Consider the following 23,917-nt stretch of genomic DNA (forward strand, 5'->3'; position numbering starts at 1 on the left):
GACAGCCCGTGATCGTCTACGCTGCGACCAAACAGCAATTTCTTAAAGACAACGATAACGATGACATTGAGGAAGTGATCCTCAGGCATTACAAGGAAGCTACCGGCAAGAACGTTGGCACCTCGGAAATCAGGTCGTGGCAAGGATCCCTAACGTATATGGCCAAGGTTCTTAGAGATGAGGGCCTGCCGAGCGACGCAGGCCTGGCCATTGAATTGCACATTCCGCAGTCGTCGAAGCGAATCGACTTTCTACTCACCGGTCGCGACGAAAACCAGGCAAAAAAGGCCGTACTGATAGAGCTGAAGCAATGGAGTAAGGCCAACGCCACAACCAAGGATGCCATCGTCAAAACGGCGTTGGGTGGCGGCCTCATCGAGACCATTCACCCGTCCTATCAGGTATGGTCCTATGCAGCGCTGCTGGAAGGCTTCAACGAGGCGGTGTATGACAAAAGCATCGAAATCCGTCCGTGTGCCTACCTCCATAACTACGTCAGCGACGGCGTCATAGATTCAGCTCACTATGAGCCCCACATCAGCAAGGCTCCGCTGTTTCTGAAAGGCCCGGAAGAGCTCAGTAAACTCAGAAGCTTTCTGAAAAAGCATATAAGTCATGGCGACAACAAAGAGGTTCTTTACGAGCTGTCTGAAGGAAAAATTCGCCCGTCCAAGGCGCTAGCCGAAGCGCTCGGTGGATTGATGAAAGGCAAACCCGAGTTCGTATTGATTGACGATCAGAAAGCAATTTTTGAGTCGGCGCTGGCGGCGGCAAGCGAGGCCTCGGACCAAGCCCCCAAGGTGATTATCATTGAAGGTGGACCGGGTACCGGGAAGACCGTTCTGGCTATCAATCTGCTGGTGAGGCTCACCGAATTGAAGCTGATGAGCAAATACGTCTCCAAGAACGCAGCCCCGCGCAAGGTCTACGAGAGCAAACTGGTTGGCACCATCAAGCGCAGCCATTTCTCGAATTTCTTTTCAGGCTCTGGGGCATTCATCGACACTGAGCCCAACACATTCGATGCGCTTATCGTGGACGAAGCTCACCGGCTGAATGAGAAAAGCGGGCTTTATGGAAACCTTGGGGAAAACCAGATCAAGGAGCTGATTGATTCAGCGAAATGCTCAATTTTCTTCATTGATGAAGACCAGCGTGTAACCTTGAGCGATATCGGCAGCAAGCAGGCGATACGCGCCTTTGCAAAAGCCAAGGGTGCTGTGGTTGAAGAATACGTGCTCTCTTCGCAGTTTCGCTGCAGTGGTTCTGACGGTTACCTGGCATGGCTGGATGACATGCTAGGCATTCGCTCGACGGCAAATCCGACGCTTGAGACTCAAGAGTACGAGTTTAAGGTGTTCGACTCACCTCAGGCGATGCATGAAGCAATCAACGAGAAAAACCACGGAAACAAAGCTCGTGTGGTCGCAGGCTATTGTTGGCCCTGGCTGAGCAAGAAAGACTCCACCGCTGCTGATATCGTCATTGGAGACTACAAACGCCAATGGAACCTGGATCAGGATGGCAGCCTATGGATCATCGCTGAGAACTCCATTGAGCAAGTTGGCTGCATTCATACCTGCCAAGGTCTGGAAGTCGACTACATCGGGGTGATCATCGGGCCAGACCTAGTCGTACGTGACGGTAAGGTATTGACATCCCCGGACGAGCGCGACAAGCACGATAAATCGATTCGTGGCTGGAAAAAAATGATGAAAGAGCAACCTACCCTCGCGAAAAAAGAAACAGACCTGATCATCAAAAATACATACCGAACTCTGATGACACGCGGGATGAAGGGCTGCTACCTGTACTGCACCGACAAAGAGACTGCGCAGTACTTCGAGAGTCGGCTCAGCCAACACGGCAATCATTGACGGTATCGTTTGCTAGGAACCCCTGTACCTGCGAGTGGGGACACCGTACGCGCAGGGGCAACAATCAACAGCGCGATGATTTGCTTGATCGACTCAATCCCGATTCGCTTTTTGGGCGGAGCTCAAAAAGCACCGTCCATCGAAATCCAGACTACGCAGCGTTCCAACTGGTATTCCACGCAAGTTGACCAATAAATTATTTATTAAAAAAAGTTAGATACCGACTTGTTTCAAATTACCCCAGCCCATCAACTTTCCACGGTAAAACCCGCCTTGTGCGGGTTTTATCGCATCTGACGTTCCCCCAACCGGAGCGACACCTTTAGCGCAGGCCGCACTCCTGCAAAATCCGACTGTCACAGTGACTGGAAGCTCCAAGTTACGGCTTGAACATCAAGGAGATTACCCACCATGAACACCTGGATCGCCGCCGCCCTGGCCTCATTGGTTTCACTCCCCGCCATCGCCGCAGACGCGCTTCCCCCACGTGTACAACAGGTCACGTTCAAGAGTGAAGTCGGCAGCGTGCAGTTCAAACAGAAGATCAAGGGCTATCAGACCGCCGAATATAAACTCGTTGCCAAGGCCGGTCAGACGCTGACGGTTGATTTCAAATCTTCCAACACGTCCGCCTATTTCAACGTCGCCGCCCCGGGTGCTGACGAGGCGCTGTTCAACGGTTCGATCATGGGTGATCACTTTGCCGCCGCCGTGCCTGCTGATGGCGAGTACACGGTTCAGGTGTATCTGATGCGCAACGCGGCGCGGCGGCAGGCGGTGGCCAGTTATTCGTTGTCGTTGTGGCTTTCCGACAATGCCAGCGCGGACGCGAAAAAACCGGCAACAAAAAGTCCCTGACAGACATCAACGCCTTGCCAGATAAACCCCAAATCCCCCTCTACACTCACAGCGCCCCTTCCCAGAGCGAGCGCTGATGACCACCCTCCAAACCCGCATGAGGCAAGGCAAGGACGCCCGCAAGCAATGCTCGCGCAGCGCCCACGCCACCACCGGTAAAATGAACCGCGATCCGATCCCGCTGATCAAGGCCTCCAGTCAGGGCCGCGTCGCCTCACTGGTGGAACTGCGTTACGGGCGGATGCTGGTGTCGCCCTTCACGTTCTTCCGTGGCAATGCATTGCTGCAGGCGCATGATCTGTCGAGTACCGAAAACATGGGGCTGGTCGGGCCGATCTGTGGGGATGCGCATTTGATGAATTTCGGCGGGTTTGCCACGCCGGAGCGCAATCTGTTGTTCAGCGTGAATGATTTCGATGAGGCGCATCCTGGGCCTTGGGAATGGGATGTGAAGCGGCTGGCGGCGAGTTTTGTGGTGGCGGCGCGGGATTTGCGCCATGGCGAGTCGGTTGAGGAAGACGTGTGTCGGCAGATGGTCGGCGCCTATCAGGCGACATTGCTGGAGTGCGCCGAACAGAGTGCGCTGGAAACCTGGTATGAATCGATCAAGTACGAAGATTTGCTCGATCAGGCGCGCAAGAGTGCGCTGGAGCATGTGCAGCGTGCTGTCGATAAGGCCGAGCGGCGCACCCACGCCGAGTTGCTGCCGAAAATCAGTGAGCGCGACGCCAACGGGCGACTGGTCATTCGTGACGACCTGCCGGAAATTTTCCACCTGCACAAGAACACCACGCTGCTCGACGCCGATGATGACTGGTTGCGGCTGGCGGATTGGCGACCGTTGTTCGATACATTCATGCGTGATTACCGCACCACGCTGCAGGCTGACCGGCGGGAATTGCTCTCGCGGTTTCACGTACAGGATCTCGCGTTCAAGGTGGTCGGCGTGGGCAGTGTCGGCACGCGGTGTCTGGTGGCGCTGCTGACCGACGATCAGGAGTTTCCGTTGTTTCTGCAATTCAAGGAGGCCCGGCGCTCAGTGCTCGCCGACTATGTGAAGGCCAAGTCCCGCACGCGCCATGAGGGTCAGCGGGTGGTCGAAGGCCAGCGCTTGATGCAGTCGGCGAGCGATCTGTTTCTCGGCTGGACCACCGGTCCCAACGGTCGGCATTTTTATGTGCGGCAGTTGCGCGACATGAAGATCTCCGCCGAGCTGGAAAACTTCGATGCCGAAACCTTCGCCGCCTATGCCCGGGTCTGCGGTCGCGCACTGGCCCGCGCCCACGCCAAAGCCTCGGGCAATGCGGCGGTCATCAGCGGCTACATCGGCAAGGGCGATGCCTTGGCCGACGCTTTGTTCAAGTACGCACGCAGTTACACCGCGCAGAACGAGCGCGACTTCGAACGCTTTCAGCAGGCCTGTCGCAAGGATCGGCTGCGGGCACGTTCGGAAGCCGATTTCGCTGCGGATCACTTGCCATGACGCGTTGCAGAACGGTCGCTATCGAGATGAATTTTTCTTCACTGCCCCCGTTCGATCAACACGGTACAGTCCGCTCGCTCATTCAAGAAACTACGGTTCGCCCGCGCTCTCCCGCGGGCTTTTTTTTGCCTGGCGTTTGCTGCCGAAGCGATACACCCGGTTTGTTTTTTTCCATTTCGTGGGCAATCCTGTCCCTCGACCCTGCCAACCGGAGCGCCCGATGTCATTGCTGAGCCTGCCCTGCCAACGCCTGACGCTCGCCATCCTCGCCCCGGAACAGGCCGAACTGGAAAGTGCGTTCTATGCACGCAACCAGCGCCACCTCGCCCCGTGGTCGCCGATTCGCACCACCGAATACTTTTCCACCGAGCAGATTCGTCGACGCCTTGAAGTTCAGGCCAGTGCTTTCGAGGCCGGGCTGGCGATGCATTTCGCCCTGCTGACGCCGGATGGCCAACAGATGATCGGCGCGTGCAATTTCAGCGGGATCATTCGCGGTGCGTTTCAGGCGTGTTATCTGGGTTATCACATCGACCACGCGCACCAGGGCCAGGGTCTGATGCAGGAAGGGCTGGAGGCTGGCATCGGCTACATGTTCGACACGCAGAACCTGCATCGGATCATGGCCAACTACATGCCCGGTAATGAGCGCAGCGAGCGGTTGCTGGAGCGTCTGGGTTTCGAGCGCGAGGGCTACGCCAAGGCCTACCTGAACATCGCCGGCCGCTGGCAGGACCATGTGCTGACGGCGCTGGTCAATCCGCTGTTTGAAACGCCGGAAAAGCGTTGGTCGCGTCAACTGGCGTGAGTTTCACAATTTGTTAAGCATTGGCGAAGTATGCTCAAGGCTCCTGCCCTTTCCGGTTGCCTGAAACCCATGCCGCGTGCCGCCACCTCCCTGTTTCTACTCGCCGCCCTGCTGTTTTTTTTCGCTTTGGGTAACCACCAGTTGCAAGGCTCCACCGAGGCCCGCGTCGCCGGGATCGCCATGGAGATGCATCTGGACGATGACTGGGTGACGCCGCGCCTGTTCGGTGAACCGTTTCTGGAAAAACCGCCGCTGAGCCTGTGGCTGGACGCCGGCGCCATGCGCGTGTTCGGGGTTTCGCCGTGGGCGGTGCGGCTGGCGTCGGCGGTGGCCGGGTTGCTCAGTGTAATGGTGCTGTATGGCATGCTGCGCCGCTTCGGTCGGCCGAAAGCCGTCGCCTGGACGGCGGGGATTCTGCTGGCGACCATGGCCAGTTACTGGAGCAACGTGCGCGGGGTCGGCGAGGATGCGTTGCTGGCGCTCGGCGTGACCACCGCGTTGCTGGCATTCTTTCAGGCGCAACGCGTACCGAGCGCGGGTAACTCGCTGCTGTTTATCGTCGGGATCGCCATCGCCACCTTGAGCAAAGGCGTGCTTGGGCTGGCGATGCCGGGGGTGGTGATTTTCGCCTACCTGCTGGCCGACAACCTGATCGACAGGCGCTTGAAGATCGGCGCGTGGTTGCGTCCCGGTTTACTCACGGCAGTCGGTCTGATTCCATTGCTGACCTGGCTCGCCGTGCTCTATCAGCGCGGTGGTTCGCACGCTGTCGCTGAAGTCCTGCTGACCAACAGCGTCGGCCGCTTCAGCGGCTCGTTCGTCGAGGCCGGGCATTACGAACCGTTCTATTACTATCTGGCCAAACTGCCGGAAGCGTTCCTGCCGTGGAACATTCTGGTGTATCTGGGGCTGTGGCATTTCCGCAAGGAGCTGAAGGCCAACCGTTACCTGTTGTTTTTCAGCCTGTGGATCGTCGCGCAGTTCATCATGCTGACCCTGGCCTCGAGCAAACGCACGGTGTACCTGATGTCGATGACCCCGGCTGCGGCGGTGATTGCCGCCGAGTACGCGCGCGTGTTGTTCGAGCGCTTGCAGGCGCGCGAAACCGCCGACCGCTTTATCGGAAGAATCGCCCGTCATCGTCAGGCGCTTGCCGCAGGATTGCTCACAGTGGTGATCGCCAGCTACCTCGGCGCGGCCCAGTGGGCATTGCCCAACGCCGACAAGGAACTGTCGTTCCTGCCGTTGACCGAACACATTCAGAGCTTGCAGGCCAATGGTCAGCAAGTCGCGCTGTTCCAGGCCAATGAACGGGTCGGCGGCGCCAGCGTGTTCTACACGCAAAGTGTGCTCAAGGGTCTGGACACCGACGCGCAATTGCACGACTTCCTCAGTGCCTCGCCCTCCAATGTCGCGGTGATCTCGGCGGACAGCGAACCCGTCGCACCGCTCAAAGTGCTGAAGACCATGATGGTCGGGCGCCAGGCGTACTACTTCGTCGGCTACTGACAACCCTCACGCCAGACAATAAAAAACCCGCCGTCACCGGCGGGTTTTGTTTGCGCTGACGCTTGGCAAACGTCAGTTCATCGAGTGCTCACTGAGTGCCAGTCGGAGGCTTCGATGAAGCCAAGCACGCGCGGGTCCGCTTTGTTTGCGGCAGACACAAACAGTGAGGAACCGTAGCCAGGATCAGAAACCGGTGAATTCAAGTCCTTCTCCAACTCCGCCATGCATTCGCTGTGGGTCACCAGGATCAGGTTACGTCCCGGGAGCTTGTGCGCCAGCGCTTCCTGCAGGATGTGGCCCTTGCAACTGATCAGCCAATCTTCACCCGTGGCCGCGCGGTTGAACATGTAACCGGCGGTCTGCACGGTGCGCAGCATCGGGCTGTTGTAGATGTCGGCGTTATTCAGGCCCAGATGCTCGAACTGTGCGCCGACACCGACCGCGACACTGCGCGAGCGGTCGGTGATGCCGTCGTCGCCACTCAGGCACGGCGCCGGCGAGTGATCGCAGCGTTCGACGTGCCGCACCAGCACAATCATGTCGCCCTTGGCCCATCCGGCCGCCAGTGCCTTGGCACCAGAGACGTTGCCATGGGCCAGGTCCGGCACCGCCGCTGGGGCGAGCAGCCATAGAGTCAGCGGAATCACCAGCAGCGATGCACCAAGCACGACCCAGGTATTGCGATAGCGGGCCAATCCGCTCAGGGAGATCGAGCGTTTGACGCCGAACAGACTCAGTCTCAATTCCACATCGGGCCGCCTCGTCGGCATCCATCACAGTCAATTCGATGCGGCGAGGTTAGTGAAGCCGGCGTAAGCGGTCGGTGAAACGTATGTGAAAAAAGTCTTGAGGTGCCCTTGTTACAAATTCCGTCGGACAAAATCCTTTCAGCTCTCGTGTTTGCGGCCGATACAGACCTGCTAACACCCTTGCTGGCTCAAAAAAACAACAATCTTCCAGCCTGACCGACGATCAAGAAGCACAACGTTCCTGGAGGAATTGTGATGAATAGCTGGTTCGGCAACATCAGCGTGAACATGAAATTGGGCCTGGGCTTCGGCCTGGTCCTGGCCCTGACCTGCGTCCTCGCCCTGACGGGCTGGACCAGCCTCGGCGGCCTGATTGACCGCAGCAACTGGATGAGCGACATCACCCAGCTCAATGCCGGTCTGACCAAGCTGCGCGTGGTGCGCCTGCAATACATGCTGACCAACGGCGACGAAACCGCCGCGCAGAATGTACAAACCACCCTCGAAAGCTTCGCCGCGCAACAACAGGCGCTGATCAACAAGTTCAAGAGTCCGGAAAACGTCAAGCTGCTGAAAGAGCAGGCCGCGACCATCGCCGAATACCAGACCTCGCTGAACAAGATGCGCAACGCCTACCGCACCGGCAATAGCGCCCGCGACGTGATGGGCACCAACGCCGACACCGCTTACAACCTGATCGAAACGATCAGCAAGCGCGTGCAGCAAATGGACATGAGCGAGCAGCGCTTCGAGCAGTTCCAGGCCATCACCCAGGCCAAGGAAGCGTTCATCCTCGCGCGCTATGAAGTGCGCGGCTACACCGCCACCACCAACGCCGAAACCGAGCAGAAAGCCGTCGGCCAACTGGACGCAGCAATCGCCAGCCTCAAGCAACTGAACGTGCATTTCGCCGCCACCCAGCAAGACGCCCTGCGTCAGTTGGAAACCGCCCTGAGCAACTACCGCAGCGCCTTGCAGGCCTACAAGAACGCCAACAGCGAAGCGGTGCAAGCGCGTAAAGAGATGACCGATCAGGGCACCGCGATCGTCAACACCAGCGAGCAGCTGTACCAGATCCAGCTCGACCGTCGCGACATCGAAAGCGCCCAGGCCCGTACCTTCCAGCTGATCAGCACCCTGCTGGCGCTGTTGGTCGGTGTGATTGCCGCGGTGATTATCACCCGTCAGATCACCCGTCCGTTGCAGGAAACCCTGGCCGTGGTCGAGCGCATTGCCAGCGGCGACCTGACCCAGAACGTCACCGTCACCCGCCGCGACGAACTCGGCGTGCTGCAACAAGGCATCGCGCGCATGGGCGTAACCCTGCGCGACCTGATCAGCGGCATCCGCGACGGCGTCACCCAGATCGCCAGCGCCGCTGAAGAACTCTCGGCCGTGACCGAGCAGACCAGCGCCGGCGTGAACAGTCAGAAGGTCGAGACCGACCAGGTGGCCACCGCCATGCACGAGATGACCGCCACTGTGCAGGAAGTCGCGCGCAACGCCGAAGAAGCCTCGCAAGCCGCTGCTGCCGCTGATGGCGAAGCCCGTGAAGGCGACAAAGTGGTGAATGAAGCCATCGCGCAGATCGAGCGTCTGGCCAGCGAAGTGGTGCGTTCCACCGAAGCCATGAGCGTGCTGCAACAGGAAAGCGACAAGATCGGCAGCGTCATGGACGTGATCAAGGCCGTAGCCGAGCAGACCAACCTGCTGGCGCTCAACGCCGCAATCGAAGCGGCGCGTGCCGGTGAAGCCGGCCGTGGGTTTGCCGTGGTCGCCGACGAAGTCCGTGGCCTGGCCCAGCGCACGCAGAAATCCACCGAAGAAATCGAAGGTCTGGTCGCCGGTTTGCAGAACGGCACCCAGCAAGTGGCTGCCGTGATGAACAACAGCCGCGCCCTGACCGACAGCAGCGTGGCCCTGACCCGCAAGGCTGGCGACTCCCTGGAAAACATCACCCGCACGGTGTCGAACATCCAGTCGATGAACCAGCAGATCGCCGCCGCGGCCGAACAGCAAAGCGCCGTGGCCGAAGAAATCAGCCGCAGCATCATCAACGTGCGCGACGTGTCGGAACAGACCGCTGCCGCCAGCGACGAAACCGCCGCGTCCAGCGTTGAACTGGCACGCCTGGGTGGTCAGTTGCAGCAGATGGTCAGCCACTTCCGCGTCTGATCTTCAGTCAGCGCCAAAGCGTAAATCCAATCGCGGGCAAGCCCGCTCCCACAGGAAACGAGTCGAACACGGAATATGTGAACGACCGAAAAACTTGTGGGAGCGGGCTTGCCCGCGATGGCGTCCGACCAGTCAACCCAATGTCAAAGACAACCCGCCTTGTGTAGGAGCTGCCGCAGGCTGCGATCTTTTGATCCTGTTTTTTAAAATCAAAGTCAAAAGATCGCAGCCTTCGGCAGCTCCTACAGGGGTTGTGATACGCCTCTATCGTGTCCCGCGCTGGCGCAACGCCGACGGCATGAAATACGCGTCTTCCGGCACCGGTTGCGAGAAGTCGACGGTGGAGGCTTCTTCGTTGTCGAGGTTCTGCACGTAGTAACGCCGGGCCTGCAGGTCGTGGAACACGTCCAGCGCGCTCCACGTCGTCGGCAGGTCGTAGAAGTTTTTCAGGTAGGCCATCGACACTCGCCACAACTCCCCTCGCCCATCGTATTGATCGACCAGCGCCGCGCCCCAGCTGTCCTCGTCGAGGAACAGCACGCGCTTGGAATAGACATGTCGGGCACCCGGTTTCAGGTTGCCTTCGACCACCCACACACGGTGCAACTCATAGCGGGTGAATTGCGGGTTGAGGTGGCCGGGGGTCAGCAGTTGCGCGTACTTCACGTCGGGGCTGCCGACCTTGTAGTTGTTGTAGGGGATGTAGATTTCCTGCTTGCCCTTGAGCTTCCAGTCGTAGCGGTCCGGCGCGCCGTTGAACAGGTCGGTGTCATCGGCGGTGCGCAGGCCATCGGATGAGGCAATCGGCGTGTCATACGCCAGGTTCGGCGCGCGGCGCACGCGGCGTTGCCCGGCGTCGTAGACCCAGGCCTGACGCGGGTCCTTGAGCTGATCGAGCATCTCGTGCACTAGCGCTGCGCCACCGGCCAGGCGCGCCGGACTTTTCACGAAGGCGAGGTAGTAGAACAGGATGTTTTTCAGGTCGGCGTACTGCCCGCCCGGGCGGTAGAAGTTGAACAGCGCTTCTTGCTGCGAAGTCACCAGCGCAAAGCTGCCGTTGCGCTGCACCGGCGCTTCGGATGCGCGACGCACCACGTAGATCCCGCGATAACGGGTGATGTGGTTCCACAGCACTTCGATGCCGTCCTTGGGCACCGGGAACGGCACGCCGCCGTAGGCATCGGCGAATCCGCTGCCACCCTCCAGCAGCTTGGCCGACGTCGCATTCTTCAGGGTGTTGTCGTACAGCCATTGCGGCGCCGAACCGGAACGACGCGACGGATAGACCGGCATCTGGAACGTGTCGGGGTAGCTGTTGAACAGTGCGATCTGACCGGGGCTGAGGTGGGCTTTGTACTGATCCAGATTGGCCTTGGTGATGGTGAACAGCGGCTTGTCCGCCGCATACGGGTCCGGATGGTGCTGGCCCGGTTTATAGCCGGCTGGCGCCTGGGTGATGCCGCCGGTCCAGGCCGGGATGGTGCCGGCGGCGTTACCCGCGCGCTCGGCGCCCATGGGTGTGAGGGTGGTTTTCAGTTGTTCGGCTTGTTGGGGGGTGATGGCGGCGAAAGCGCTGCTCGCAGCGAGACCCAGCACAAGCGCCAGCGTTGTCTTCGTCAATCTTGAAATATGAAACATGTTCTTCTCCAGAATGCGTACCCTGTGGGAGCTGGCTTGCCAGCGATAGCGGTGGATCAGCCACCATTGATGTCGAATGTGCTGCCGTCATCGCGGGCAAGCCCGCTCCCACAGGGGAATGAGTTGTCCCGGGATCTGCGTCTGAAACTCACAAGAAATACTTGAGGTTGAACCCGACGTTGTCGCGGTCGCGAATCCCGTTGTTCTGCCCGCCGCCCCAGAAGTTGGTGTACTGCACCTCGGCTTCGAGCTTGTTCTGGTAGTTGGCCTTGATCCCCAGGGTGTAGGCCTTGCGCCCGTCGATGGTGTTGCCGGCCTGATAGCTGTTGCCCTTGAAGTCGTCCTTGTAGACGACGTAAGGCGACACGTTGACCCCGGCGTACACGTCGTTCCAGGTGCCGTTGAACATCACCGTGTAGCTGTAGGAGTTGCGGTTGACCTGATCGTCACGATCACCGCCGGACACATAAGAGGTGTTGCCGGTCCCAGCGTAATAGCGCGTGCTGCCGTCGTAAGCGGTGTATTGCAGACTGCTGCCGCGCAGGTGTTCGGAGGCCAGTTCGAAGATGCCGAACATCGAGTCGAACGACAGCGTCGGGCCGAAGTTGTAGATGCTGCCCAGTGAGGTGTTGAACGCTTCCACGCGCTCGGCGTTGTTGATCTCGCTGTCGAGGGTGACCATCTGCCCGCCGACATTGACGGGTTTGCCGGTCACCGCCACAGCGGCACCGTTGGCCAGGTCGCCGATCAGGTCGTTGGTGGCAGCGATGCCGATCGGCAGGTTCGGCCGGTAGGCAATTTCACCGAATACTGAAGCCTGACCCAAAGTGGTGTTGAAGCTGAAACCGTACATGCGGATGTCTTCGGCATAACGTCGATGCGCCTGGATGTTGCCCATCACATCGGCCGTCGCCAGACCGCTGGCCAGCGCCCCGGCCTGACTGCCGGCGACACCGGCGAGCATGTTGGTCAGGGCATTCATGTCGATGCCTTTGTAGCCACCGAGGTCAGCGGCGATGGTCGGTTCCTTGGCGTGATAATTGACCAGGTACAGGCCGAACTCGGTGCTGTTCAGCTCCTCGGCGATGTAGCGGAAGGCGAAGCCGAACTGGCCGTCGTTACGGGCGTTGTAGTCCTTGCCGATCGACGCCACTTTCAGCGTGTTGCCGTAGGCCGGGGTCACACCATTGGCATATAGGCCGGTGCTTTTCAGCGCCGGGCCGAGCAACGGGTTGTTGCCCAGTGCGCTGTACAGGCCGATGACGTTGCCGAAGCCCGGCACCGGCGTGTCGAGCGCGGTGCCGCTGAAGTTGTTGTAACCGGTGTTGCCGCCATCGGCGAACAGGTCGGTCTGCGAGTAGAAAGTGCCGACCGGGTCGATGCGGGTTTCCTTCCAGTTGGTCTGGTAGAAGCTCTCCAGGGTCAGCGAATCGCTGAGGCCAATGTTGAAGCTCACGGCCTCCACCGGCATCAGCACTTCCTTGACCTCGGCCCCCGGCAAACGGTATTTCGCGGCGTCCACCGGGTTGGTGGTGTTGATCCCGCCGCGATAGAAAATCCCCTCGCCCCAGTTGAACACCTGACGCCCGACCCGCGCGGTGACCGGCATCTGCGCCACGTCCCAATTGCCGTAGACATAGGCGTCGAGCATCTCGATCCGGCTGCCAGCGATGTCGCGGGTCTGACTGGTGAAGCGGTCGTCCTGCGGGTAACTCTGGCTCGGCTGCGAGGGGTTGTTGTTGCGGTAGTAATCGTTGCGCTTGTCCATCAACTGGGTGTCGTAGAACGCCGTGCCGCGCAGGAACATCCCGTAGTTCTGGTAGTTGGCCTCAAGCTCCGAAGTGATCTTGTACACCTCGGAAACCAGTCCGGTGTCGAAGTTGCGATTGCCGTCGTTGGTGTTGACGTCATCGTTGTTCTTGTCGCGGCCTTGCACCCGCCACAAACGCCCATAGGACAGGGTCGTGTCGATCGAGCCGGTGACTTGATTGTCCAGCACGCTGAACTCGGCCGCCTGCAGCGCATCCACCGCACAGAGTTGCAGCAGCCCTGCCAGGCCGACACCGGGAAGTGCCACGCCGGTGAGGCGCAATCGAGTGTTGATCATGGATTCCTCCTTCCTTGTTCTTATTGTTTTTTGCGTGACCGCGATGGCTACGGTGCCAGCCCCGCACGGACATAAATCCGGCTGTGCGCGCCGAAATGCCCGAGCAGTTTGAACAGCTGCTGATTGAGTGCCGGATGCTCGAACGTCTCGCGCTGCAACTGATTGCCGCTGCTGAAATCGCTGGTCACCGGAGCCGTCTCCAGCCACTGGCCGATAGTTTCATCGAACGCCGCCGAGTCCTCGACCGACTCGGCGCTGACCACGTCGCGCAGGTAGTCCACCGAGTACAGCGGATAGTGTTGGTCTTGAGCGACATCGGCGTAGGCCGCGAGCATCGGATGCGCCTGCCCGGTGCGCAGCACGCGACGCAGCCAGGTCGATTGATACTTCTCGATTTCCATGTGGCGGGTGGCGACGCGCTCGATCGAGGCTTTTTTATCATCGGCAAAACCGGCCAGCGCCTTGCCTTCCAGCAGCAACAGGCTGGGCAGCTCGACCCCGGGCAGTGGCTTGGCGTGATACGGCTGGGTCAGGTCCTGCACGTGGTGCACGCCCCAACCGAGAAACCGATAGCCCCAGTAAGGATGACCAGAGGCGAATGCCAAACGCGCCAGCCCCAGGTACTGATAGGCGCGCCAGTCCGGCCAACTGCGCTGGAGAAATCCGGCAGCGGCATACACCACCGCGCTTTCATGGAAGAAGCCCATGTGGAACGGCGCCTGCGAGCTGTACTGAAAACGCGCATCGCCAAACGGCTGCGGGCCGAAGCCATACAGCGCGCCGACCTCACCAGGGTTGTCGCTGAACAGGTTGATGTCGTGACCGTAATCCGGCTCGTCGGCAGCACTGGCCAGCACCGCCAGCGTCGCGACTTTTTCGCCGTCCGCCACGCGAATGAAACGCTGGCGATTCCACGGTGACAGCGTCTGCTCGACCATCACCTGATCGGCGCTGAGGTGTTCGCGCTCAGGCAGGTCATGACCCGGCAGCGGCTGAATGACCATCGCCAGATGAATGCGCGGATTGAGCCGCAGCGCGGTGAGAAAATCGTGGCGCAGATTGTCGCTCGGTACGGCGGGCAGCTTCAGATTGTCGGGGCGCGGCAGGTATTGGGTGAAGTGTTCACGGGCGAAGTTTTCCTGTTGCTCCAGCAGCGCGACCACGGCCGGATACTGCTCGGCGAGAAAACGCTCCAGCGGCTCGACCTCGACCGGCGGCGCATCGCGCAGCGCCGGCAATTCCTGCAACGCCAGATAGCTGCCCACCGTGTGATTCGACCAGCCCCACGCCGTCGGGGCCATTGCACAAAGCAGCAACAGGAGAAAGGTCAGCTTCATTGCTTTTAATTCTTATTGGAGGTGCTGTGGGGGTTGAGCCTAACAACCGCTCCCGGCGCTGACACTGTCCGATCTCACCAGAAAAAGTCTCCGATAGCGCCATATGCGAATCACCGCCCACCTGTGTAGGAGCTGCCGAAGGCTGCGATCTTTTGATCTTGTTTTTAAAAATCCAAGTCAAAAGATCGCAGCCTTCGGCAGCTCCTACAGGGGATTGGTGGTGTTGTTTCAGGCGGGGTAACCGGTGATTTTGCGGATGCTCTGGTACAACGGCTTGAGCTGGCGATACATGCGCAGGTACACCTCTTTGTATAAACGTTCGTAGACCTGCTGCGCCTCGGGCTGCGGTGTGAACACCTCGCCCACCCTTGTCATCGCGGCGATCGCCGTGGGGAAGTCCGCATACAAGCCCAACCCCACCGCACAACAAATCGCCGCGCCCAACCCCGACGCTTCGTACACATGCGGACGCTCCGCCGGCAGGCCGAAAATGTTCGCCGTCAGCTGCATCGCCGCATCACTCTGCGAACCGCCACCGGCCACGCGCAGACGCTTGATCGACACCTTCGAACGCCTCTCGATGTTCTCCATGCCCTGACGCAACGCATACGCCAGCCCTTCGAGAATTGCCCGGTAAATATGCGCGCGGGTGTGCACGTCGCCGAAGCCGATCATCGCGCCTTTAGCCTCGACACCCGGCTCACGAATCCCCGGCGACCAATACGGTTGCAGCATCAGCCCCATCGACCCCGGCGGCACCGCGTTCACCAGCGCATCGAACAATTGCTCGGGCTCGATGCCCTGCTCTTTGGCCTGCTGCATTTCGCGCAGGCCGAACTCGTTCTTGAACCAGCTGACCATCCAGTAACCGCGATAAATCATCACCTCGCAGTTGTACTGATCCGGCACCGCCGAGGGGTACGGCGGGATCAGCGGGACGATTTCCAGATAGCGCGAGCGGGTGCTGGTGATCGTCGCCGTGGTGCCGTAGGACAGGCACACCGTGCTCGCATCGACCACGCCGGAGCCGACCACTTCGCAGGCCTTGTCAGCGCCCGCGGCAATCAGCGACAGCCCCTCAGGAATCCCCGTGTGACGGCTCGCTTCAGCGCTGATATAGCCGAGGGTTTCGCCGGGTTTGTGCAAGGTCGGCAATTGCTCCGCACGCACCGCCAACGCCTGCCATTTCCAGTCACTGGGCGCGGCCCATTTCAGGCGTTTGAAGTCGAACGGCAGGTAGCCGACGCAGCAACCCACCGAGTCGACAAAGCGCCCGCACAGGCGATGGGTGAGAAAGCCCGAGAGCAGCAGAAACTTGTCGGTCGCGGCCCAGACTTCAGGCTGGTGTCTGGCGATCCAGTTGGCCTCGGCCTGCGCGCGAAAATAATCCACCGTGGCCTGCGCGCCGACCAGTTTGAACAGCCAGCCCCACGGCCCCTTGATCCCGCCCTCGACTTCGCTCTGGCGCTGATCGAGCCACAGAATCGCCGGGCGCAGCGGCTTGCCCTGAGCATCGACGTTGATCACCGTGCCGCGCTGGGTGGTCAGCGACACCCCGGCAATCTGCGAGCGATCAATCCCGGTTTGCGCCCACACCTGCTGACAGGCCTCGCCGAGTTTTGCCCAATAATATTCCGGGTCCTGCTCGGCCCAGCCCGGTTGCGTCGAGTAGTACGCCTGCAATTCGACCTTGCCTTTGCCGAGCAAATTGCCCTGCAAATCGAAAAGCAATGCGCGCACGCTCTGGGTGCCGTTGTCGATCGCCAGCAGGTAGCGCTTGTTCGAGTGGTTATCCATGGCGCTCTCTTCAAGGGGCATCAAGGCGTGGCATCCGGCAGACCGTGATGGCGTTGCCACAACGCCCGGTAACGCTGCAGCTCTTGTTGCCAGTGTGCATCGTCCCAGCCCAGGCGGGGCTGACAGAGTTGGCGGATGGCCGCGAAATGCGCTTCGCCACCGCGCGCCAGCAACAGTCCCAGACGGGTACGACGCAGCAATAGATCATCGAGGTGCAGCACCATTTCCGCCTCACAGGCGAAGGCCAGTTCTGCCCACAAGGTGTCGGTGTTACCGACCGTTTCGCGGCCCAACTCGGCGATCAACTGCGCCAGTCGCGGCAGATCGCGGCCGTGTCTGCCGGCCAGCCGTCGCCACTGTTGCGGGCTGAGTCCGGGGATCGGCCGTGGCGCTACGGCGGCAAAAACGGCAGCGCCGTGATCTTCGAATTCGCGACCGAGCATGTCGGCACAGGCCTTGAGCACTTCGATGGCTTGCGGGCGAAACGTCGTCAGCTTGCCGCCGGCTAACGTGACGCACCCCGGCTCCTGCCACAGCACATGTTCACGGGTTTCATTCGACGGCTTGCCTTGCTGTTGACCCGTCGCGCTGCCCACCACCGGACGCACGCCGGACCAGGTCGACAGCACATCGCTCGCCGTCACTTCGGCACCTGGAAATTGTTGCGTGCAAGCCGCCAGCAGATAGTCGAGTTCGTCAGCACTGATGCTCGCGCTCTGATCCAGATTCTCGCGATGATCGAGGTCGGTGGTGCCGACCACCGTCCCCCCCTCCCACGGAAACACGAACACCGGCCGACGGTCGCGCTCATGCAGAAACGTGAACGCCTGCGCCACCGGCAAACGCCAGCCCGGCAGCAGCAGATGACTGCCGCGCAAAGGCCGCAGTTGTCGTGGTGCCTCGGGCAACCGCAAGCGCTCAGCCCATGCCCCGGTCGCCACCGCCAGTACGCCGCAACGCAATTGCAGCGACCCACCCGCTTCGCAATCTTCGACCTGCACCCCGCACACCCGACCGTTTTCGCGCAGCAAATGTTCGACGCGTACCCCGTTAAGCACCACCGCGCCATCGGCCCGCGCTTCACTCAACACGCGCATCACCAGCCGTGCGTCATCGGTCAGTGCATCAATAAAACAGGTGCCACCCAGCAGCTGGGTTTCCTTCACCCCCGGCGCGAGAAAACGCATTTGCTGCGCGTCATGAAATCGATGGCTGCGGCGTCCCGCCAATGCGTCATAAACCGACAACAGGCCACCAAGCACACGCGGCCCGGGAAAGCCGCCGCGATAGTGCGGCATCATGAAACTCATCGGTTCAACCAGCCCCGGTGCTTCGTCGAGCAGGCGCTGACGCTCGCGCACTGAATCACGGGTCAGGCGCCACTGGCCCTTGGCGATGTAACGCAAACCGCCGTGGACCATTTTCGATGATCGGCTGGAGGTGCCCCAGGCGAAATCCCGTTGTTCCAGCAGCAGACAGCGCCAGCCACGCCGCGCCGCTTCGCGCAGGATGCCGGCACCGCTGATGCCGCCGCCGATGACGATCAGGTCCCACGTTTCGTCGGCCAATGTCGGCAAGGCTTGCTGGCGCCACGCGGCGTTCCAGTCCGTGTGCATGGCCGTCACTCCTGCAACAGCGTGCCGGGGTTGAGGCGCCCGGCCGGATCGAAGTGCCTGCTCAGCGCCTGCAAGGTGTCCATCGCCAGCGCGCCTTTCTCGCGCGACAGGTACGGCGCGTGATCCTTACCGACGCCGTGCTGGTGGCTGATGGTGCCGTGGTTGTCGACGATGGTCTGGCTGGCCGCGTGCTTGAGTGCCTGCCAGCGCGCCAGCGTCGCCGGATAATCCGCCGCCGGGCGAAACACGTAAGTGGTGTAGATGCTCGAACCTTCGCCATAGACGTGGGACAGATGGGTGAACACATGCACCCGCTCGCCCTGCGCTGCCAAGGCGTCGCGCAGGCTGTTTTCGATCAGGTTGAGCAGGTGGTCGACGTTGCTCCAGTCGGTGGCCGTTTCCAGGGTGTCGACCACGTAACCGGCGTTCCACAGGTTCTCGCGCAGGTAGGGGAAACGGAAGCGGTTCTGCGCCCATTTCTTGCCGAGCAAAGTACCGGTGAACACACCGCCGAAGGCTTTCAGATGCTGGCGCGCCTGGCTCAGCGACAGCGCGTTTTGCCGACGGTTGCCGGTCACGCCGAAGGTCAGCAGGCACTTGCCTTCACCGGCACCGCGCAGGTTCAGATACTTTTCCAGCCAGGCGATCTGCTGCGGATGCCCGGCCAGCGCCAGTTGGGTTTCGGTCTCCACCGCGTTCGACAGGCGCAGCATCGACAGCGGCACTCGCGCCTGGGCCAATTGGCGAATCGCTTGCAGCGCCTTGCTCCAGTTGGGCAGGAACACCCCGTAAAAACGTTCATCGACCGGCAGCGGACTGACTCGCACTTTGACCTCGGAAATGATCCCGAAACGGCCCTCGCAACCGAGCACCACTTCGCGCAGATCAGGCCCCGCCGCCGAGGCTGGGAAGGTCGGGATTTCCAAAGGGCCGGCGAAAGTTTCCAGGGTACCGCCGGCGAACAATTGCTCGATGCGCCCGTAGCGCAACGACTGCTGACCGCTGGAGCGACTGGCGACCCATCCGCCCAGCGTCGACAGCTCCCACGATTGCGGGAAATGCCCCAGCGTGTAGCCGCGAGCGCGCAGCTGACTTTCCACCTGCGGGCCACTGGCACCGGGGCCGAACGTCGCCAGTTGGCTCTGCTCGTCGAGGTCGATCAGGCGATTCATCCGCGCCAGCGACACGGTCACCACCGGCCGCGTCGAATCCGGCGGGTTGATGTGCCCGGCCACCGAAGTGCCGCCGCCGTAGGGAATCAGGCACAGGTCCTGCTCATGGGCGAGCGCCAGCAATTGGCGGATCTGCTCCGCAGTTTCGGGAAACGCCACCGCATCGGGATAGTTGCCCAGCGCGCCTTCGCGCAACGCCAGCCAGTCCGGCAGGCTCTGGCCCCGGGCGTGCAGCAGGCGGTCATGGGCGTCGACGCTGTACAAGGCGTGCGCCGCCAACCGTGAGACCGGCACCCGCGCCAATGCTGCCTCCAGCGTGGCATCGGGCAGCGCCCGCCCGGCCCCCAACCGTTCATGGAGAAAACTCGCACCCTGGGCCGGCAGTTCGACCACCGTGGTTGCATCTCCCCAGCCGTTCCAGCGTCGCATGCGTGTGTCCTTCTTATGCAGTCTGATCAGTGATGTGGCAGGCCTCCATACTAGTCAGCGGCCGCAAAGTGTCACGGTCACATCCGGCCAGTTCGAGTAGCCAATTGAGTCAAACGTCGCGCAAGTGCCAGCCATTTACTTTAGTCGGGGTTTCAAATTACCTTTCAGCCATTCATTCGCTCACGCAGGCCTTGATCAAGGGATTCGGATCATGCAATCGCTCGGCTTCACCTCGGTTCCGCCGCTGCTCAAATACGTGCGCCATGCCGAGCAACTGGGCATGGCCATCGAGCCGGCGTTGGCGGCAGCCGGATTGCAGGCGCAGCAACTGAGCGACAACAGCCTGCGCTTGCCGGGCGAAACCCATGAGCGCCTGCTCGATTATTTCTGCGCGCACTCGGGCGATCCGCTGTTTGGTCTCAACGCGGCCAATTTCGTCCTGCCCAATTCCTGGAGCGTGCTCGGTTACATCACCATGAACTGCGCGACCCTGGGCGATGCCATGAGCCGGATCATGCCGTTCGAAAAACTGGTGGGCGACATGGGCGTCAGCCGCGCCGAAGTGCAGGACGGCCATGTGCATCTGATCTGGACTTGCCGCTATGAGCGTCCGCGAATTCGCCGGCATCTGGTGGAAAACGTCCTCGGCTCGTGGCTGCAATACGCGCGCTGGATTGCCGACACACAGATGTCGCCCGCCGCCGTGTGGCTGGAACACCCGTGCCCGGCAGACGCTACACCGGCGCAGTACGAAGCGTTTTTCGATTGCCCGGTGCTGTTCGATCAGGCCTATTCGGCGCTGATCGTGCCGCTGGCGTATCTGCAGTTACCGCTGCGCCAGGCCGACGCGCAATTGCTGCGTACCCTGGAAGAACATGCGATGGGTTTGATGGCGACGCTGGAGGATGCGTCGCTGGAGCAGCGGGTCAAAAGCATCCTGCGCCAGTTGCTCAAGGAAGGCTTGCCGCGCAAGGAGCAGGTGGCAGAACAGCTCGCGGTGTCGGTGCGCACGTTGCAACGCCAGTTGCATCAGGCGGGGACGTCGTATCAGCAGATTCTGGATGATTTGCGTCAGGAGCTGGCGGAGCATTATTTGCTCAACAGCACGTTGCCGATTCAGGACATTGCGCAGTATCTGGGGTTTACCGAGCCGCGTTCGTTTCATCGTACGTTCAAAAGTAGGCGCGGGATGCCGCCGGGGGAGTTTCGGCAGATGCATCGGGGGTGACGGGACTGGCCTCATCGCTGGCAAGCCAGCTCCCACAGTGACCGGGTCGTACACAAAATCTGCGGCTCGCACATAACCCTGTGGGAGCTGGCTTGCCAGCGATGGCGCCAGTGTCCACACCAAAAACCCGACAGACAATTCCTCAATTTCAGCGGCCGATAAACCCGCTGCAGCCCCAGTGTTTAAAGACACTCAGTGTTACGCCCTACTGCCTACAAATCCTTGCGCCACTGCCTACGGCTACGCCAGAATCCGCCGGCTTGTGCGCCCCGGAGGCCGTCGGTAACTTGAATCCGTCACTGATTTCCAGTGATCGGGTTTAGTAGCCCGAGGTTCTTCCAGGGTGCATTGCACATCAAACAGTCAGGTATTTTCCGCCTGCGCTCTATGGTGGCTGTGCGTAGGGCGCTTTCGAGCGCGCCGGTTCCCTGGGTCCCCGGTCTACTAACCTGCGCACAGCTGCCACCTCTTCTTATTAGTAGAGAAGCGGTGATGGCTCCTACTTCAGGACCCAAAATCATGTTCAAAGTTACACCCAACCCGCCGCCCACCGACGCGGCCTCCCCCTACGAATCCCCCGAATCAAGGAAATTCCACGAAGCCGCCGAGCGCGCCCTCGACCACTACCTCGGCCCACCGAGGCCCGCCATCATGGCCACCCCATACCAGCCCAATCGTCTCTACATGGCCAATCCGGCCAGCGGCACCGAACCGTTGCTGGCCGACGCCTGCGAATCCCTTGGCTCGGCCACCGTGATGCTCAACGACTTTGCCGGCCTGCTTGACGGCTCGCACCGCAAGACCCTGCAAGGCATCGCGCAGGTGGTGATGGTGGCGGAAATCGCCGTCAATCGGGTGCTGGATCAGTTAGTGCCAACCGAGTAACGAAAAACCCCGCAGCCAGACCTTAGTGGTTTGGCTGCGGGCTTTTTTGTATGGCGTGAATCTTTTTCCCTCACCCCAACCCTCTCCCGGAGGGAGAGGGGGCCGATCGAGGGATGCTCGCGAGACACACCGACCTGAAAATGCTGCTGTGAATGCACAATCGCAGCGGATCATTCAGGTCGATGTACAGCGCAAGACACCTCGGTCAGTCCCCTCTCCCTCTGGGAGAGGGTTAGGGTGAGGGGCTCTTCTCAGCTCAAACACTGATCGCGTTGGTAAACACCAACCGATTACCAAACGGATCAGCAATCGTCATGTCCTGACTGCCCCACGGCATCGCCTGAATCTGTGGGTGCGAGAACTTGTAATCCTTGGCCTGCAACTGCTGCTGAAACGCCTCCAGCTCATCGGTCTCGATGCGCAACGCCGAACCCGGGGTCGCATCGCCATGATGCTCGGACAGGTGCAGCACGCACTCGCCACGGGACACCTGCAAATACAGCGGGAAGTTCGCTTCGAAACGGTGCTGCCAGTCGATCTTGAAACCGAGGAAGTCGACGTAAAATTCCAACGCCTTGGCTTCATCGAAGATCCGCAGGATCGGGGTGGTTTTGCCGAAGCTCATGGGGTGCTCCCTGACTGGTTGGCCCAAGAGTGTAGCCGGGCTGGATGTCAGCAATTCGGCTTGGTTTCGACATTCTTTAATCTCAGAGTGCCACTATGAGACGCAGATCAAAGGATCGCAGCCTTCGGCAGCTCCTACAGGGGCTTGGCAATCAATGAAATCCTTCGCGCAAATCCCCGTTCCGCGCCAGAAATCGTCCTTCCCGACGACCGTTCGCCTGTCCGTCGCGATAACTCAACACGCCATTGACCCACACCCCGTCAATCCCCTGCGCCGCCCGCTGCGGATCAGTGAAATCCGCCACATCGCGCACCGTCGCCGGATCAAACAACACCAAATCCGCCCAATAGCCTTTACGAATCTCGCCGCGCCCTTTCAAGCCAAACCGCGCCGCCGACAGACCGGTCATCTTGTGCACGGCGGTGTGCAGCGGAAACAGCCCGACATCACGACTGAAATGTCCCAATACCCGTGGGAAAGCGCCCCACAGGCGTGGATGCGGGAACGGGTCTTCCGGCAGTCCGTCAGAGCCGACCATCGACAATGGATGCGCGAGGATTTTTCGTACATCGGCCTCGTCCATGCCGTAGTACACCGCGCCCGCCGGTTGCAGGCGTTTGGCGGCGTCGAGCAGTGGCACGTTCCATTCGGCGGCGATGTCGATCAGGTCGCGTCCGCTGACTTCAGGATGCGGCGTCGACCAGGTGATGGTGATGCGGTGAGCATCGGTGACCTGCTTCAGATCCAGCGTCGAAGAACTCGCCGCGTAGGGATAGCAATCGCAGCCGACGTGCTGGGTTTTCGCTGCTTGCTCCAACGCCGCGAGCAACTGCGGACTGCGCCCCCAATTACCGACACCGGCGCATTTGAGGTGGGAGATGATCACCGGGGACCGCGAGTGACGGCCAATGCTGAACGCTTCGTCCATCGCCTCGAGCACCGGTTCGAATTCACTGCGCAGATGGGTGGTGTACACCGCGCCGAATGCGGTCAGTTCTTCGGTCAGTTGTTTCACTTCGTCGGTGGAGGCGTTGTAGGCGCTGGCGTAGGCAAGGCCTGTGGATAAACCGAGCGCGCCGGCTTCAAGGCTTTCACGCAGCTGCTCGCGCATCGCGGTGATTTCATCTGGCGTGGCGGTGCGGAACAGGTCGTCGAGGTGATTGCTGCGAAGCGCGGTGTGGCCGACCAGTGCGGCGACGTTCAACGTGGTGTTCGCCGCTTCGACGGCGGCGCGGTAATCGCTGAAACGTGGATAGACGAACGCCGCTGCGCTGCCGAGCAGGTTCATCGGGTCCGGCGGATTGCCTTTGAGACTGACCGGCGAGGCGCTGATCCCACAGTTGCCGACGATCACCGTGGTCACGCCCTGACTGAGTTTCGGCAGCATCTGCGGCTGGCGGATGACCACGGTGTCGTCGTGGGTGTGCACGTCGATGAACCCCGGGGCGAGCACGCGGCCGGCGGCGTCAATTTCTTCCGTGGCGCGGGCATCGTGCAAGTCGCCGATGCGTTCGATGCGCCCGTCGAGAATCGCCACATCGGCGCGGTAGCCGGGCGTGTTGCTGCCATCGATGACGGTGGCGTTGCGGATCAGCGTGTCGTACTGCATGTCTGTCTCCCGGCG

General features: G+C 60.8%; 16 protein-coding genes and 2 pseudogenes. 9 read left to right on the forward strand and 9 right to left on the reverse strand.

What is annotated here, in order from left to right; translation table 11 throughout:
- Positions 1–8 precede the first annotated feature (8 nt).
- The 5 genes from ACIP8I_RS19755 (at position 9) to ACIP8I_RS19775 (ending at position 6,535) form a co-directional block, all read left to right on the forward strand.
- Positions 9–1,877 carry a DNA/RNA helicase domain-containing protein gene (locus ACIP8I_RS19755; protein ID WP_400763189.1) on the forward strand — a complete coding sequence of 623 codons (1,869 nt, stop codon included), beginning with the start codon at positions 9–11 and terminating at the stop codon, positions 1,875–1,877.
- A 411-nt stretch (positions 1,878–2,288) separates the two neighbouring features.
- Positions 2,289–2,735 carry a hypothetical protein gene (locus ACIP8I_RS19760; RefSeq protein WP_400763191.1) on the forward strand — a complete coding sequence of 149 codons (447 nt, stop codon included), beginning with the start codon at positions 2,289–2,291 and terminating at the stop codon, positions 2,733–2,735.
- Positions 2,736–2,811: 76 nt separating this feature from the next.
- Positions 2,812–4,218 carry a DUF2252 domain-containing protein gene (locus ACIP8I_RS19765; RefSeq protein WP_400763193.1) on the forward strand — a complete coding sequence of 469 codons (1,407 nt, stop codon included), beginning with the start codon at positions 2,812–2,814 and terminating at the stop codon, positions 4,216–4,218.
- A 220-nt stretch (positions 4,219–4,438) separates the two neighbouring features.
- Positions 4,439–5,026 carry a ribosomal protein S5-alanine N-acetyltransferase gene (rimJ, locus tag ACIP8I_RS19770; RefSeq protein ID WP_400763194.1) on the forward strand — a complete coding sequence of 196 codons (588 nt, stop codon included), beginning with the start codon at positions 4,439–4,441 and terminating at the stop codon, positions 5,024–5,026.
- Between the two features lie 69 nt (positions 5,027–5,095).
- Positions 5,096–6,535: an ArnT family glycosyltransferase gene (locus ACIP8I_RS19775; RefSeq protein ID WP_400763196.1), complete on the forward strand. Its 1,440-nt coding sequence runs from the start codon at positions 5,096–5,098 to the stop codon at positions 6,533–6,535.
- 77 nt (positions 6,536–6,612) lie between these two features.
- Here the strand turns inward: ACIP8I_RS19775 and ACIP8I_RS19780 are convergent, their stop codons facing one another.
- On the reverse strand, positions 6,613–7,284 hold the full coding sequence (locus ACIP8I_RS19780) for a histidine phosphatase family protein (protein WP_400763198.1): 672 nt from the start codon (positions 7,282–7,284) through the stop codon (positions 6,613–6,615).
- Positions 7,285–7,572: 288 nt separating this feature from the next.
- Here ACIP8I_RS19780 and ACIP8I_RS19785 point away from each other — a divergent pair.
- Together ACIP8I_RS19785 and ACIP8I_RS19790 are read left to right on the forward strand one after the other, a co-directional pair.
- Positions 7,573–8,553 (forward strand): annotated as a pseudogene (locus tag ACIP8I_RS19785) (methyl-accepting chemotaxis protein); the annotation flags it as partial.
- Positions 8,554–8,862: 309 nt separating this feature from the next.
- Positions 8,863–9,459, forward strand: a pseudogene (locus tag ACIP8I_RS19790) (methyl-accepting chemotaxis protein); the annotation flags it as partial.
- A gap of 264 nt (positions 9,460–9,723) precedes the next feature.
- On the opposite strand, the gene ACIP8I_RS19795 reads toward ACIP8I_RS19790, so the two are convergent.
- From ACIP8I_RS19795 to ACIP8I_RS19820, 6 genes are all read right to left on the reverse strand, one after another.
- Positions 9,724–11,097, reverse strand: coding sequence for a DUF1329 domain-containing protein (locus ACIP8I_RS19795; protein ID WP_367083009.1), 1,374 nt, complete (start codon positions 11,095–11,097; stop codon positions 9,724–9,726).
- A gap of 148 nt (positions 11,098–11,245) precedes the next feature.
- Entirely contained in the window at positions 11,246–13,204 is a 1,959-nt protein-coding gene (locus ACIP8I_RS19800) for a DUF1302 domain-containing protein (RefSeq protein WP_400763201.1), read from the reverse strand.
- Positions 13,205–13,251: 47 nt separating this feature from the next.
- Positions 13,252–14,541: a phospholipase gene (locus tag ACIP8I_RS19805; protein ID WP_400763203.1), complete on the reverse strand. Its 1,290-nt coding sequence runs from the start codon at positions 14,539–14,541 to the stop codon at positions 13,252–13,254.
- A gap of 228 nt (positions 14,542–14,769) precedes the next feature.
- A complete protein-coding gene (locus tag ACIP8I_RS19810) occupies positions 14,770–16,338 on the reverse strand; it encodes an FGGY-family carbohydrate kinase (protein ID WP_400763204.1) in 1,569 nt (522 codons plus the stop codon).
- 20 nt (positions 16,339–16,358) lie between these two features.
- Complete coding sequence (locus ACIP8I_RS19815) at positions 16,359–17,954, reverse strand: glycerol-3-phosphate dehydrogenase/oxidase (RefSeq protein ID WP_400763206.1); 1,596 nt, start codon at positions 17,952–17,954, stop codon at positions 16,359–16,361.
- Between the two features lie 5 nt (positions 17,955–17,959).
- Positions 17,960–19,555, reverse strand: coding sequence for an FAD-binding oxidoreductase (locus ACIP8I_RS19820; protein WP_400763208.1), 1,596 nt, complete (start codon positions 19,553–19,555; stop codon positions 17,960–17,962).
- 211 nt (positions 19,556–19,766) lie between these two features.
- On the opposite strand from ACIP8I_RS19820, the gene ACIP8I_RS19825 reads away from it, so the two are divergent.
- Both ACIP8I_RS19825 and ACIP8I_RS19830 read left to right on the forward strand, forming a co-directional pair.
- Positions 19,767–20,783 carry an AraC family transcriptional regulator ligand-binding domain-containing protein gene (locus tag ACIP8I_RS19825; RefSeq protein ID WP_400763211.1) on the forward strand — a complete coding sequence of 339 codons (1,017 nt, stop codon included), beginning with the start codon at positions 19,767–19,769 and terminating at the stop codon, positions 20,781–20,783.
- A 519-nt stretch (positions 20,784–21,302) separates the two neighbouring features.
- Entirely contained in the window at positions 21,303–21,668 is a 366-nt protein-coding gene (locus ACIP8I_RS19830; protein ID WP_400763213.1) for a DUF6124 family protein, read from the forward strand.
- Between the two features lie 256 nt (positions 21,669–21,924).
- Here the strand turns inward: ACIP8I_RS19830 and ACIP8I_RS19835 are convergent, their stop codons facing one another.
- Together ACIP8I_RS19835 and ACIP8I_RS19840 are read right to left on the reverse strand one after the other, a co-directional pair.
- Positions 21,925–22,293: a glyoxalase superfamily protein gene (locus tag ACIP8I_RS19835; protein WP_041066674.1), complete on the reverse strand. Its 369-nt coding sequence runs from the start codon at positions 22,291–22,293 to the stop codon at positions 21,925–21,927.
- Between the two features lie 151 nt (positions 22,294–22,444).
- Positions 22,445–23,902, reverse strand: a complete 1,458-nt coding sequence (locus ACIP8I_RS19840) for an amidohydrolase family protein (protein WP_400763215.1) — start codon at positions 23,900–23,902, stop codon at positions 22,445–22,447.
- Positions 23,903–23,917: the final 15 nt, after the last annotated feature.

It is taken from the genome of Pseudomonas sp. NPDC088414, assembly GCF_044753325.1.
Lineage (GTDB): Bacteria > Pseudomonadota > Gammaproteobacteria > Pseudomonadales > Pseudomonadaceae > Aquipseudomonas.

Bases quoted from the DNA above. Each gene is read 5' to 3' on its own strand.
- ACIP8I_RS19825 (WP_400763211.1), top strand. From the start codon at position 19,767: ATGCAATCGCTCGGCTTCACCTCGGTTCCGCCGCTGCTCAAATACGTG.
- ACIP8I_RS19835 (WP_041066674.1), bottom strand. From the start codon at position 22,293: ATGAGCTTCGGCAAAACCACCCCGATCCTGCGGATCTTCGATGAAGCC.
- ACIP8I_RS19800 (WP_400763201.1), bottom strand. From the start codon at position 13,204: ATGATCAACACTCGATTGCGCCTCACCGGCGTGGCACTTCCCGGTGTC.
- ACIP8I_RS19810 (WP_400763204.1), bottom strand. From the start codon at position 16,338: ATGGATAACCACTCGAACAAGCGCTACCTGCTGGCGATCGACAACGGC.
- ACIP8I_RS19775 (WP_400763196.1), top strand. From the start codon at position 5,096: ATGCCGCGTGCCGCCACCTCCCTGTTTCTACTCGCCGCCCTGCTGTTT.
- ACIP8I_RS19815 (WP_400763206.1), bottom strand. From the start codon at position 17,954: ATGCACACGGACTGGAACGCCGCGTGGCGCCAGCAAGCCTTGCCGACA.
- ACIP8I_RS19765 (WP_400763193.1), top strand. From the start codon at position 2,812: ATGACCACCCTCCAAACCCGCATGAGGCAAGGCAAGGACGCCCGCAAG.
- ACIP8I_RS19840 (WP_400763215.1), bottom strand. From the start codon at position 23,902: ATGCAGTACGACACGCTGATCCGCAACGCCACCGTCATCGATGGCAGC.
- ACIP8I_RS19760 (WP_400763191.1), top strand. From the start codon at position 2,289: ATGAACACCTGGATCGCCGCCGCCCTGGCCTCATTGGTTTCACTCCCC.
- ACIP8I_RS19820 (WP_400763208.1), bottom strand. From the start codon at position 19,555: ATGCGACGCTGGAACGGCTGGGGAGATGCAACCACGGTGGTCGAACTG.
- ACIP8I_RS19805 (WP_400763203.1), bottom strand. From the start codon at position 14,541: ATGAAGCTGACCTTTCTCCTGTTGCTGCTTTGTGCAATGGCCCCGACG.
- rimJ (WP_400763194.1), top strand. From the start codon at position 4,439: ATGTCATTGCTGAGCCTGCCCTGCCAACGCCTGACGCTCGCCATCCTC.
- ACIP8I_RS19830 (WP_400763213.1), top strand. From the start codon at position 21,303: ATGTTCAAAGTTACACCCAACCCGCCGCCCACCGACGCGGCCTCCCCC.
- ACIP8I_RS19795 (WP_367083009.1), bottom strand. From the start codon at position 11,097: ATGTTTCATATTTCAAGATTGACGAAGACAACGCTGGCGCTTGTGCTG.